Raw genomic sequence first — 10,925 nt, forward strand, 5'->3', positions numbered from 1 at the left:
ATGGCCACCATGACCGCACTCCACCAGGTCTCCGTCCGGATCTCACCCACTCGCCGCCTCGCGCAGCTCTTCGCCGGTCTGTGGCTCTACGGCGCGAGCATGGCGATGCAGATCCGCGCGACCCTCGGCCTGGATCCCTGGGACGTGCTCCACGAGGGCCTGACCAGACGCACCGGCCTGAGCTTCGGTCTGATCACCGCGATCACCGGCGTGCTGGTGCTGCTGGCGTGGATCCCGCTGAGGCAGAAGCCTGGCATCGGCACCATCGCGAACGTCGTGCTGATCGCCGTCAGCGTCGACGTGACGCTCGCGATTCTTCCTGCGCCACAGGGACTTGTGCCGCGAATCGTGCTGCTCACGCTGGGCATCGTGCTCAACGCCGTCGCGTTCGCCGCATACGTCGGTTCACGACTCGGGCCGGGCCCGCGCGACGGCATGGTGACCGGATTCTGCCGCCGCACGGGCATTTCCCTGCGACTCGTGCGCACCGTCGTCGAACTGCTCGTGCTCGGCACCGGCTGGTTGCTCGGCGGCACCGTCGGCATCGGCACGATCCTCTACGCCGTCGGCATCGGCCCGCTCTCGCAGCTGTTCCTGCCGATGCTCACCTGGCGCGAGCGCTCGCAGCCCGCTTCCTGATCTCCTCGTAGGTGACGCCGCGCTCGGTCAGCACCTCGGCCACGATTCCCTTGCCCTGCAACAACGCCAGCAGGATGTGCTCAGCACCGAGGTAGTTGTGGCCGAGGTCGCGCGACTCGCGCAACGAGTTCTCCAGCACCTTCCTGAACGCGGGCTCCAGCGGCATGCCGAACCACCGCCGGCGCGGACCCGGCCGCAGCACACCGGTCCCGAGCGACTGCTCGACCGAGTCGATCACCTGGTCGACGTCGATCCCCAAGCCCCGCAACGCTTCCGCGTCGGCCTTCGTCAGGCCGCCCTTGCGCCGGTACTCGTGGAACGCCGCTTCCAGCTCCTCGCGCGGCAGGTCGAACCCCGCCAGCACCGGCGCGTCGAGCAACGCCAGCAGCAGGAACTCCACGCCCACCTCACCGGCGTGCGCCTGTTCCGCGTCCCGCACCGCGGCCTTGACCGCCTCGCGGGCCTCCTTGGTGAACCGCTCCCCAACCATCATCGACCCCCGTGCTTCTTGTGCACCGCCTGGCGGGACACCCCGAGTTCCGCCGCGATGTCCTGCCACGACCAGCCCTGTGCCCGCGCGCTGCGGACCTGGGCTGCTTCCAGATGTTCCAAGAGTCGCCGCAGCGCGGTGACGGCCCGCAACCCGACCTTCGGGTCGCGGTCTCCTGCCGCCGTGGCGAGATCCGTCGCTTCAGTCATGATGTCAACGTACGTTGACAATCGGCTGCTGTCAACTGAAGTTGACACGTACGGTGGGGCCGTGAAGATCGAGACTGCCGAACAGGCAGCGCCGGGGCGCACTTCCGAGGACCGGATCCGAGTCACGACCAACGCCGTCATCGTTCTCGACGGCGTCACCTCACGCAGGCCGCCCGATCGCAACGGCGGTTGGTACGCCACAGAACTCGCCGACGAACTCGCCAGGCTGATCAACGACACCGACCCGCTGACCGCCCTGCTCGCCCAGGCCATCACGAACCTCGTGGCAGCACACGACCTCGTGCCCGGCGACTCCCCGTCCGCCACCGCGTCGATCGTGCGCTGGACCGAGGACCGGATCGACGCGCTCGTCCTGTGCGACACCCCGGTCGTCGCGTTCGGACAGGCGACCCACGTGCTCGAGGACACCCGGCTCAAAGATCGGCGACCGCAGCCGGACATCCTGGCGTGGAAGAACAAGCCAGGCGGTTGGTGGGTCGCGGAGGCCGATCCCGTTGCGGCACACCAGGCCCGGACCGCGAGCTGGCCGCGTGCGGAGATCAGGAAAGTGATCGCTCTCACCGACGGTGTCTCATGTGGAGTGTCCGAGTACGGACTCTTTTCGTGGGAGGACCTCGAAGAAATGCCACTGGGCGAGGTGCTCGACCGAATTCGCGAAGCCGAGCGCGGAGATCCGGAACACACGCGTTGGCCCCGCTACAAAACACATGACGACCAGGCAATCGCCCGCATCACGACATGACGAAAGAAGCCCCGCAGCACGCTGCGGGGCTTCTTTCGAAGGAGGTATGGCCAGGGGCGGGGTCGAACCGCCGACCTACCGCTTTTCAGGCGGTCGCTCGTACCAACTGAGCTACCTGGCCATGAGAAGGTAAAGCGACCCAGACGGGACTCGAACCCGCGACCTTCGCCGTGACAGGGCGACGCGCTAACCAACTGCGCCACTGGGCCTTGCTCTTGCTGATCTAACCGTACCTTACATTACTGCGTGCCCCCAACGGGATTCGAACCCGCGCGACCGCCTTGAAAGGGCGGGATCCTAGGCCGCTAGATGATGGGGACTAGCTGGTCTCTGGAAGCATCGTAAGCATATGGCATAGGTGTGCGCACCTCCAAAACGGGGGGTCCACTTATGCCTTGACCTGGCCAAACCACCTTCGCCGCCACACCGTCCAGATCAACAAACGCCTGTTCACGGCCCAGCAGCCCCGTCAAGCGCGTTTTGTGATCCAGACAACTTCCACTCCGCAGATGCCACGCACGGCAGCACATGGCCCAGAACCTCGCGGATCCGAGCCGGGAAATCGGCGCACGCCGTCGTCGCCGAGGAGATCAGCCGGGCACCCAGGGCGGCTCCGCACAACGTCCGCGCCACGGCCTCCGGATCGACACCGGAGCGCAGGTCTCCGCGCTGCTGAGCCTCCGCCAGGTAGCCGGTGATCAGCTTCTCCCACATGGCGTGCGCGCTCGGGACACCCGGATAGCCGATCTCGCGGTCGGCGTTCAACCGCACGCCCGCGCGCAGCACGACGTCCGCGGCCATCCGGTCGGCGGACTCGACGAACATGCCGTGCAGGGCGCTCAGCGGGTCGACGCCGCGCAGCCGCCACGACTCCCGCATCTGCGCCCACGTCTCGCTCTGCTGCTCGATCAGGGCAGCGGCGACCGCCTCCTTGGAGGCGAAGTGGAAGTAGAACGCGCCCTTGGTCAGCCCGGCGCGCGCCAACACGGCGGTCAGCGACGTGCGCTCGTAGCCGAGCCGGTCGAACTCCTCCGCCGCGGCGTGGAGTATCGCCTCACGTGTCGCGTACGCCCGGTCCTGCTGGGGCATGGGTCAAGGTTAGCCGTTGCCGCTAAAGAGACCCGTGGGTATGTTTCCAGATGCGGCCCTGTCCTGCAGACGCACTCCGGGGGGTGCGCGTCTGGAGTCAGGGCCGCATTCGCGAACGCATCACTTCACCGTTGCGCCGGTGGCATCCCGCCGTCCTCGCCGGGTGACAGCCCCAGCATGTCGAGCAGCATCCGGCAGTCCTCGGCACCCAGAGCACTCCGCGCGACGGCGAGCCTGGCTCGGTGGACCTGATCATCGGAGATCCGCGAGGGTTCTCCGCTCCGCTGGGCCGGCACGTTCGGCCCGCCCTGTCGCGACATGCCGTCGTCCTGTGTGAACAGGAACTTCCGCACTTCCAGTGACCCGCTCATGAGCACCCTCCCCGACTTGAGGTTGGCGCGAGGCTAAGCGACCTGGGACAACGGCCGCAGCCCCCCGCAGAGTGATTCCACCGCCACCCAGCGTTACTTTCCGTACTGGTGCGGTCCGTGTCTCGTGAGGAACCGGCCAGGGGATGATGGACCCATGACCGACCCCACGCCGGAGCCTTCCCCCGATGCAGAGGGCCAAAACGCGTCTCAGACACCGCCCGCGGTCGACCCGCAGGAGATCCTGAAGGCGATCAGCGGCATCGACCTGAACACCATCGACGCCGACATCGAGTCCGCGTTCGGCTCCAGGATGGCCGAGCTCGACAAGATGCTCGAGGGCCTCGACGACCTGGTCAACAAGATCGAGTCGGACATCCAGAACCTGGACCAGCCGAAACCCGAGAGTCCTCAGTAGATCGCTTACCCCAGGGGGGTATAAGATCGGAGTCCCGAGGAAGAAAGGGACCCCGATGTCCGTCAGCACCACCTACACCGTCACCGGCATGACCTGCGGTCACTGCGTCAGCTCCGTCAAGGAGGAGCTGGGCGAGGTCTCCGGCGTCACGGCCGTCGACGTCGTCCTGGAGACCGGCGCCGTGACCGTCACGAGCGACCGCGAGCTCGACCGCGCCGAGGTCGTCTCCGCCGTCACCGAGGCCGGGTACCAGGTCGCCTGATGACCACGACCGAGCCTCGTCACGTCGAACTCAGCATCAGCGGCATGACGTGCGCCTCCTGCGCGAATCGCATCGAACGCAAGCTGAACAAGCTCGACGGTGTCTCCGCCACCGTGAACTACGCGACCGAGAAGGCCAGCGTTCAGTTCCCGGACAACCTGCGCGTGGACGACCTGGTGTCGACCGTGCGCGCGGCGGGCTACTACGCGGAGGAGCCCAAACCCGAGGCTTCCGACGGTGACGAGGCCGGTGAGCTGCGGCTGAGGTTCAGCCTCTCCGCGCTGCTCGGCGTGCCGGTGATCGCGTTCTCGATGGTCCCGGCCTGGCAGTTCCCCACCTGGCAGTGGGTGTCGCTGGCGCTGGCCAGCGTGGTCGTGTGGGTGTGCGGCTGGCCGTTCCACCGTGCGGCGTTCGTGAACGCACGGCACGGCGCCAGCACGATGGACACCCTCGTGTCGATGGGCGTCACGGTCTCGTACCTGTGGTCGCTCTACGCCCTGGTGTTCGGCGAGGCCGGGACGATCGGCATGCGACACGAGTTCAGCCTCCTGCCGCGCCCGAGCACCTCCGGTGACATCTACCTGGAGGTCGCGGTCGGCGTGACCGTGTTCCTGCTGCTCGGACGGTGGCTGGAGGCGCGGTCCAAGCGCAGCGCGGGTGCCGCCCTGCGGTCGTTGCTCGCGCTCGGCGCCAAGGACGTGGCGGTGCTGCGTGACGGCGTCGAGACCCGCGTGTCCATCGGCCGGCTCCAGGTCGGCGAACGCTTCGTGGTCCGTCCGGGTGAGCGGATCGCCACGGACGGCCTAGTGGTCGAGGGCAGCTCGGCTGTTGACCGGTCGATGGTCACCGGGGAATCGGTGCCGGTCGAGGTCGGCGCCGGCGATTCGGTCGTCGGCGGGACCGTCAACGCGGGCGGCCGGCTGATCATCGAGGCCACGTCCGTCGGCTCGGACACCCAGCTCGCCAGGATGGCTCGGCTGGTCGAGCAGGCCCAGGCGGGCAAGGCCGACGTGCAGCGCCTGGCCGACCGGGTGTCGGCCGTGTTCGTCCCGGTCGTCGCACTGATCGCGCTGGCGTCGTTCGGCGCGTGGCTGCTCGCCGGGCGGCCGCTCGAGTTCGCGGTGACGACGGCGGTGGCGGTCCTCGTGATCGCGTGCCCGTGTGCGCTCGGGCTGGCGACGCCGACGGCGTTGCTCGTGGGCACCGGGCGCGGTGCCCAGCTCGGGATCCTGGTGAAGGGTCCGGAGGTGCTGGAGTCGACCCGGCGGGTGGACACCGTCGTGCTCGACAAGACCGGCACGGTCACGACCGGACGCTTGACTCTGGTCGACGTGATCCCGGCGGACGGCGTGTCCAAGGACGAGGTGCTGCGGTTCGCGGCGGCCGTCGAGAACGCGTCCGAACATCCGATCGCCGCGGCGATCGTCCGCGAAGTCACCGATGTGCCGCCCGTGTCGGAATTCGTTTCCGCGGATGGCATCGGTGTCAGCGGTGTGGTGGAAGGACGACGCGTTGTTGTCGGCCGGTTGCGCAACGTTTCGCTGCCGACGGAATTGACCGAGGCCGCAGTTGCACAAGGTGCTCGAACCGTTGTCGCGGTTTCCTTTGATGACAAGGTTGTCGGACTTGTCGTCGTGTCGGACGTCGTCAAACCCACGTCCGCACAAGCGATTCGCGAACTGAAGGCGCTCGGGCTGCGTCCGGTGCTGCTGACCGGCGACAACGCCGCGGTGGCCGCCGAGGTCGCGGCCGAGGTGGGGATCGACGAGGTCATCGCCGACGTGCTGCCGTCCGGAAAAGTCGAGGCGGTGCGGAATCTCCAGGCACAGGGCCGAGTTGTCGCCATGGTCGGCGACGGCGTGAACGACGCGCCGGCACTCGCGGCCGCGGATCTGGGGCTGGCCATGGGAACTGGGACCGATGTCGCAATTGAGGCGAGCGACCTGACCCTCGTGCGCGGCGACCTGCGCGTGGCGGCGGACGCGATCCGGTTGTCCCGCAAGACTTTGGACACCATCAAGGGGAATCTTTTCTGGGCGTTCGCCTACAACGTCGCTGGACTTCCACTCGCGGCGCTGGGACTGCTGAACCCGATGATCGCGGGTGCCGCAATGGCCTTCAGCAGCGTGTTCGTTGTTAGCAACAGCTTGCGACTACGGGGTTTCCGTACATCGGCAACTTAAGAATCTTGTGTGGGAAGTCTCCCCAACAGGCTTGTGCGCGTGCAACAATCCAAAAGCTGACACACCCCCGGTCAGCGCCTGTGGAGATCCCCTCCGGCCCCCGCGTTCCTCCCCCTGGCGCGGGGGCCTCCGCAGCTCTGCGTCACACCGCCCGGCGGGAGATCCACTCTGAGTAGACCCATTTACACCTTGGGGTGACTCAGGTCACAGGGGTTTGGGTTCCGTGACCGAGCCGTTATCGTGTCCCGGTGCCCATAGGATCCCTCGGACGCTCCAAGTCCGGCCGTCACCGCCCAGCGGACGAACCGCAGGAGACGTTGCCCGACGAGGAGCTGACCTCTTACCTGGCCGCGCTCGCCCCGGACTCGGACAACGAGACCACCGCCTCGGGGTTCGGCAACGCGCAGGTGTACCAGTTGCGACTGCAGCTGATGGCCAACGAACAGCTCAAGGAGCTCGCCGCTGAGCGACAGACCTCCCCGCAGGCGCTCGCCACGGAGTGGGTCATGCAGCGACTGGAGTGGGAAGCGCGCCAGCGCGGCCACTAAGTCATTCGAAGTCAACGAAGAAGGACCCTCGACCGAGCCCGGTCGAGGGTCCTTCTCACTTACGACTCAATTGCGGCGAACTAGAAATCAGACCGCGCGAACGTTCTGGGCCTGCGGACCCTTGGTGCCCTGGCCGACCTCGAACTCCACGCGCTGGTTCTCCTCCAGAGTCCGGAAGCCCTGACCCTGGATCTCCGAGTAGTGGACGAAGACGTCTGCGCCGCCGTTGTCCTGGGCGATGAAGCCGAAGCCCTTTTCGGAGTTGAACCACTTGACAGTGCCCTGTGCCATGTACCTGCCTCCATCGCAGGAAAGCTTGGGGCTGCACCGTGCAACCCCGGCCGTCCCGGGGGCGGTCGGCCCGCTCCGTGAGAGCGCACCGCACGCCCGCGTGTCGTTCCGCGAGCGTGTGAAGCACGAACACAGAAACCACGGCCTGCGCGGGTCAGCCTAACGTGTGATGCGTCATAGCACTACAGGTCATTACCGGCCAGTTGGCTGCCTCAATAGGAGGAAACCCGCTGGTCCGGGTGGGTGATCGCGTTCTCGCATGCAACGTGTTCCCCCCTCCACGCGTCTCTTGACCGTCAGATGAGGGGATCTTGGGGGGAAACGTGTTTCGGCCACTGTTTTTGGCTGTGCTGCTGGGGTTGACCGCGTGCAGCGCCGCGCCCGATTCGGGCTCGTCGCCGGCTGCTCAGGTCGTGCAGGAGAAGGCCAAGGCGGCACTGACCGTGACGCCGGCGTCGGGCGAGGGGATCAGCCCGGCGGGGCCGTTCCAGGTTGGGGTGACTGGAGGTTCGCTGACCGCCGTCGCGCTCACCGGTGCCGACGGCAACGTGGTCAAGGGGGAGCTGGCGGCCGACAGGTGGGTCGCCACCGAGGACCTGGGTTACGACAAGGTCTACACGTGGTCCGGTTCCGCGAAGGGCGCGGACGGAGCGGACGTGCCGGTCAGCGGTTCGTTCCGCACGGTCAAGCCGCAGCGGCTCATCAACGCGTCGATGAACGTCGGCGACCACGAGACCTACGGCATCGCGATGCCGATCAAGGTGAAGTTCAGCTCGCCGGTGCAGGACCAGGCCTCGGTGCAGAAGGCCATGACCGTCAAGACTTCCGTGCCGACCGAGGGCGCGTGGGCCTGGCTGTCGGAGACCGAGGCGCACTGGCGCCCGCGCGAGTACTGGAAGCCGAACACCGAGGTCTCCGTGGACGTCGACGTGTACGGCGTGCCGTTCGGGGGCGGCGCTTTCGGTGCCGAGGACGTGCACGTGCAGTTCAAGATCGCGGATCGCGCGCTGGTGGCCAAGGCGAACACCAAGACCCATCGGTTCGAGATCTACCGCGATGACGTGCTGCTGCACGACTTCCCGGCCTCGTACGGGATGGAGAGCGACAAGCGGGCGGAGACCCGCAACGGCATCCACGTGGTGCAGATGAAGCAGGCCAGTCGGACGATGACCAACCCGATCTTCAACTACGAGAACATCCCGGTCACCTGGGCGGTGCTGATCTCGCAGAACGGCGAGTTCGTGCACGAGAACAACGGCACCATCGCCAAGCAGGGCGTGGAGAACGTCTCGCACGGGTGCGCGAACCTGTCCGGCACCGACGCGAAGATCTTCTTCGACCTGACGATGATCGGTGACCCGGTCGAGGTCGTGGGTTCGTCGGTGCCGCTCGGGCTGGGTGACCCGATGGGGGTCGCTCCCGGCGACTACTGGGACTGGACGCTGGACTGGGCGGCCTGGACCGCCAAGTCGGCCGCTACTCCCTAGCTCTTCTCGGTGATCTGGGGTGGCTGCGGGATCTCGTAACCCGACGGACCGACGTTGCGTTCGAGGGCCCGCTTCCACTCACCGCTCGAAATCATCTTCTCGATGGCCTGGTTCACGGCGTCACGGGACTTCGCGTCGCCCTTCGGCACGCCGATGCCGTAGCGCTCCTTGGAGAACGGCTTGCCGACGAGCTTGAGCAGCTCGGGGTTCTCCGCGGCGAACCCGGCGAGGATGACCTCGTCGGTCGTGACGGCGTCGACGTTGCCCGCCATCAGCGCGATCACGCAGTCGGAGTACTGGCCGTACTCGACGATCTGCACGCCCTGGGCGTAGTCGGTCTTCACCTTCTGCGCGGAGGTGGATCCCTTGACGGAGCACAGCTTGCGGCCGTTCAGCGTCTCCGGCCCCTGGATGCCTTCCTCCGTGTAGCGGACCAGCACGCCCTGGCCGGTCTCGAAGTACGGGCCGGCGAAGGCGACCTTCTCCTTGCGGGCGTCGGTGATCGAGTAGGAGGCGATGATCAGGTCGGCCTCGCCGTTCTGGAGCATCGACTCGCGGGCCGCGCCGCGTGCCTCCTTGAAGGTGATGCCGGTGTCCTTCACGCCGAGTTCGCTCGCCACGTACTTGGCGACGTCCACGTCGAACCCGACGTACCGGCCGTCCAGCCGGCGCTGGCTCAGGCCCGGCTGGTCGTAGCGGATGCCGATGGTCAACTTGCCGGAGTCAGCACGTCCGATGACTGTGCTGGTGTCACCGCTCCCACAGGCGGTGGCGAGCACCGCTACGGCAGTCAGGAGCGCAGCACGACGGATCACGACAGGCCTTCCGGGGGTGGTGTGGAGTCGTGAGCAATGCTACGGACCTGCGGCGATGATCGACTGTGATGTATGACAACTACGGAAGCCTTGCCTTGCTGGGTGTCACATGGCGGCCGTGGCGTTCGATCGCACGCTTGAGGTGGCCGGGCGGAGCGAGCCTCCTGATCTTGCCGGGCACCAAAAGCGCAGCTCGGCGCATGATTCGCAGCCACCGGTCAGCTTGCACGTAGGGCGGGCGGCCGTGCAGTTCGAGCGCCCAATCGGGCAGTGCCGAATACGCCAGGTGGCCCACCAGGACCCGGTAGAGCGGGAGTCCGTGACGGATCCAGCCTTGCACCGGTGGGCCGTGCAGGAAGTCGTAGATCACATCGGAATCGGCTGTTCGACGCAGCTCAGGACGCATCCGTTCGAAGTAGTCGGCCATCTCGCGCCGCGAGCAGGGGACCTCGTCCTCGTGCAGGCCGACGAGTGTCGCGGCGAATCGCTGCTCCGCGTAGTACTGATCCTTCTGCCGATTCGTCAGTCCGTACCCCGCGCGGTCGAGAACCGTTTCGAAACAGGAAACCTCCGAGCAATGCACCCACAACAGCAGTTCGGGTTCGTCCACCCGGAACGTCCGGCCGTCGACGACCCCGCGCAGGTTGCGGTGGGTGGCTCGTACCCGCGCCGCGGCGGCGGCGATCTCCTGGTCGGTGCCGTAGACGCCGAGCCCGACGAAGTCCGCCGTCCGCTTCAGCCTGCCGAGCGGATCGGCCTGGAAGTTCGAGTTCTGCACCACACCCGCGACGGCCTTGGGGTGCAGCGCCTGCAGGTAGAGGCTCGCGATCCCGGCGATCCACATCGTGGGGTCTGCGTGCATCTGCCAGCTGACGGAGTTCGGATCGGGCATGCGAACATCGTCTCGTCTCGCGAAGATGATGGCCATGGACCTGGACCAGGCACGGGAAGTGCTTCGCAGCCAGCACCGCGCGGTGTTCTGCGCACTGAAGTCGGACGGCACGCCGGCCATGTCGCCGGTGCTGGTCGCGTTGGACGACAACGGCGACGTGCTCGTATCCACGCGGGCGACGGCTTACAAGACCAAGCAAGTCCAACGTGATCCGAACGTCTCGCTGTGCGTGCTGCCGGACAGCTTCTTCGGCCGATGGATCCAGATCAACGGAACGGCGACGGTCGTGCCGTTGCCGGAAGCGATGGATCTGCTGGTCGGGCACTACCGGACGATCTCCGGCGAGCACCCCGACTGGAACGGCTACCGGGCGTCGATGAAACGCGAGCAGCGGGTGGTCCTGCGGATTTCCCTGACCGGCGCTGGACCCGACAGGACAGGCTGATCCCCGGCCGGTAACACCGTTAGCCT

The 10,925-nt window shown here is 66.9% G+C and carries 15 protein-coding genes and 3 tRNA genes; 8 read left to right on the forward strand and 10 right to left on the reverse strand.

Going from position 1 to position 10,925, the window contains the following annotated elements:
• On the forward strand, positions 1-639 hold the full coding sequence (gene yczE, locus SK803_RS30620; protein ID WP_319969616.1) for a membrane protein YczE: 639 nt from the start codon (positions 1-3) through the stop codon (positions 637-639).
• On the opposite strand, the gene SK803_RS30625 is transcribed toward yczE, so the two are convergent.
• Both SK803_RS30625 and SK803_RS30630 read right to left on the reverse strand, forming a co-directional pair.
• The gene (locus SK803_RS30625) at positions 605-1,132 is read right to left on the reverse strand and encodes a Clp protease N-terminal domain-containing protein (RefSeq protein WP_319969617.1); all 528 of its coding nucleotides are present in this window, start codon (positions 1,130-1,132) and stop codon (positions 605-607) included. The genes yczE and SK803_RS30625 overlap by 35 nt on opposite strands.
• Positions 1,129-1,338 (reverse strand): helix-turn-helix domain-containing protein, encoded by a 210-nt coding sequence (locus tag SK803_RS30630; RefSeq protein WP_086665473.1) that lies wholly within the window; start codon positions 1,336-1,338, stop codon positions 1,129-1,131. Before SK803_RS30630 ends, SK803_RS30625 begins: the two co-directional genes overlap by 4 nt.
• 61 nt (positions 1,339-1,399) lie before the next feature.
• Between SK803_RS30630 and SK803_RS30635 the strand changes: the two genes are divergently transcribed.
• Complete coding sequence (locus tag SK803_RS30635; RefSeq protein ID WP_319969618.1) at positions 1,400-2,101, forward strand: protein phosphatase 2C domain-containing protein; 702 nt, start codon at positions 1,400-1,402, stop codon at positions 2,099-2,101.
• Positions 2,102-2,148: 47 nt separating this feature from the next.
• Here SK803_RS30635 and SK803_RS30640 read toward each other — a convergent pair.
• From SK803_RS30640 to SK803_RS30660, 5 genes are all read right to left on the reverse strand, one after another.
• Positions 2,149-2,222: transfer RNA gene (locus SK803_RS30640), tRNA-Phe, on the reverse strand.
• A 14-nt stretch (positions 2,223-2,236) separates the two neighbouring features.
• A tRNA-Asp gene (locus SK803_RS30645) sits at positions 2,237-2,310 on the reverse strand.
• A 38-nt stretch (positions 2,311-2,348) separates the two neighbouring features.
• Positions 2,349-2,421, reverse strand: a tRNA-Glu gene (locus SK803_RS30650).
• A gap of 130 nt (positions 2,422-2,551) precedes the next feature.
• Positions 2,552-3,190, reverse strand: coding sequence for a ScbR family autoregulator-binding transcription factor (locus SK803_RS30655; protein WP_319969620.1), 639 nt, complete (start codon positions 3,188-3,190; stop codon positions 2,552-2,554).
• 125 nt (positions 3,191-3,315) lie between these two features.
• Positions 3,316-3,561 (reverse strand): hypothetical protein, encoded by a 246-nt coding sequence (locus SK803_RS30660; RefSeq protein ID WP_319969621.1) that lies wholly within the window; start codon positions 3,559-3,561, stop codon positions 3,316-3,318.
• Positions 3,562-3,715: 154 nt separating this feature from the next.
• Between SK803_RS30660 and SK803_RS30665 the strand changes: the two genes are divergently transcribed.
• The 4 genes from SK803_RS30665 (at position 3,716) to SK803_RS30680 (ending at position 6,969) form a co-directional block, all read left to right on the forward strand.
• Entirely contained in the window at positions 3,716-3,976 is a 261-nt protein-coding gene (locus tag SK803_RS30665) for a hypothetical protein (protein WP_319969622.1), read from the forward strand.
• A gap of 55 nt (positions 3,977-4,031) precedes the next feature.
• Complete coding sequence (locus SK803_RS30670) at positions 4,032-4,238, forward strand: heavy-metal-associated domain-containing protein (RefSeq protein ID WP_319969623.1); 207 nt, start codon at positions 4,032-4,034, stop codon at positions 4,236-4,238.
• On the forward strand, positions 4,238-6,421 hold the full coding sequence (locus SK803_RS30675; RefSeq protein ID WP_319969624.1) for a heavy metal translocating P-type ATPase: 2,184 nt from the start codon (positions 4,238-4,240) through the stop codon (positions 6,419-6,421). Before SK803_RS30670 ends, SK803_RS30675 begins: the two co-directional genes overlap by 1 nt.
• A gap of 248 nt (positions 6,422-6,669) precedes the next feature.
• Positions 6,670-6,969 carry a hypothetical protein gene (locus tag SK803_RS30680; RefSeq protein WP_109629158.1) on the forward strand — a complete coding sequence of 100 codons (300 nt, stop codon included), beginning with the start codon at positions 6,670-6,672 and terminating at the stop codon, positions 6,967-6,969.
• An 87-nt stretch (positions 6,970-7,056) separates the two neighbouring features.
• Here SK803_RS30680 and SK803_RS30685 read toward each other — a convergent pair whose 3' ends face one another.
• Positions 7,057-7,260, reverse strand: coding sequence for a cold-shock protein (locus SK803_RS30685; RefSeq protein WP_030477903.1), 204 nt, complete (start codon positions 7,258-7,260; stop codon positions 7,057-7,059).
• Between the two features lie 347 nt (positions 7,261-7,607).
• On the opposite strand from SK803_RS30685, the gene SK803_RS30690 reads away from it, so the two are divergent.
• Positions 7,608-8,747: a L,D-transpeptidase gene (locus SK803_RS30690; protein WP_319969625.1), complete on the forward strand. Its 1,140-nt coding sequence runs from the start codon at positions 7,608-7,610 to the stop codon at positions 8,745-8,747.
• Here SK803_RS30690 and SK803_RS30695 read toward each other — a convergent pair.
• Positions 8,744-9,559, reverse strand: a complete 816-nt coding sequence (locus SK803_RS30695; RefSeq protein WP_319969705.1) for a glutamate ABC transporter substrate-binding protein — start codon at positions 9,557-9,559, stop codon at positions 8,744-8,746. The genes SK803_RS30690 and SK803_RS30695 overlap by 4 nt on opposite strands.
• 82 nt (positions 9,560-9,641) lie before the next feature.
• Positions 9,642-10,454, reverse strand: coding sequence for an oxygenase MpaB family protein (locus tag SK803_RS30700; protein ID WP_319969626.1), 813 nt, complete (start codon positions 10,452-10,454; stop codon positions 9,642-9,644).
• Between SK803_RS30700 and SK803_RS30705 the strand changes: the two genes are divergently transcribed.
• On the forward strand, positions 10,453-10,899 hold the full coding sequence (locus SK803_RS30705; RefSeq protein ID WP_319969627.1) for a PPOX class F420-dependent oxidoreductase: 447 nt from the start codon (positions 10,453-10,455) through the stop codon (positions 10,897-10,899). The genes SK803_RS30700 and SK803_RS30705 overlap by 2 nt on opposite strands.
• Positions 10,900-10,925 lie beyond the last annotated feature (26 nt).

Source organism: Lentzea miocenica, assembly GCF_033949945.1.
Lineage (GTDB): Bacteria > Actinomycetota > Actinomycetes > Mycobacteriales > Pseudonocardiaceae > Lentzea > Lentzea miocenica.

Excerpts from the sequence above, each read along its gene's own strand:
- SK803_RS30655 (WP_319969620.1), bottom strand. The coding sequence starts at position 3,190 with ATGCCCCAGCAGGACCGGGCGTACGCGACACGTGAGGCGATACTCCAC.
- SK803_RS30700 (WP_319969626.1), bottom strand. The coding sequence starts at position 10,454 with ATGCCCGATCCGAACTCCGTCAGCTGGCAGATGCACGCAGACCCCACG.
- SK803_RS30625 (WP_319969617.1), bottom strand. The coding sequence starts at position 1,132 with ATGATGGTTGGGGAGCGGTTCACCAAGGAGGCCCGCGAGGCGGTCAAG.
- SK803_RS30705 (WP_319969627.1), top strand. The coding sequence starts at position 10,453 with ATGCGAACATCGTCTCGTCTCGCGAAGATGATGGCCATGGACCTGGAC.
- yczE (WP_319969616.1), top strand. The coding sequence starts at position 1 with ATGGCCACCATGACCGCACTCCACCAGGTCTCCGTCCGGATCTCACCC.
- SK803_RS30665 (WP_319969622.1), top strand. The coding sequence starts at position 3,716 with ATGACCGACCCCACGCCGGAGCCTTCCCCCGATGCAGAGGGCCAAAAC.
- SK803_RS30675 (WP_319969624.1), top strand. The coding sequence starts at position 4,238 with ATGACCACGACCGAGCCTCGTCACGTCGAACTCAGCATCAGCGGCATG.
- SK803_RS30685 (WP_030477903.1), bottom strand. The coding sequence starts at position 7,260 with ATGGCACAGGGCACTGTCAAGTGGTTCAACTCCGAAAAGGGCTTCGGC.
- SK803_RS30670 (WP_319969623.1), top strand. The coding sequence starts at position 4,032 with ATGTCCGTCAGCACCACCTACACCGTCACCGGCATGACCTGCGGTCAC.
- SK803_RS30660 (WP_319969621.1), bottom strand. The coding sequence starts at position 3,561 with ATGAGCGGGTCACTGGAAGTGCGGAAGTTCCTGTTCACACAGGACGAC.
- SK803_RS30630 (WP_086665473.1), bottom strand. The coding sequence starts at position 1,338 with ATGACTGAAGCGACGGATCTCGCCACGGCGGCAGGAGACCGCGACCCG.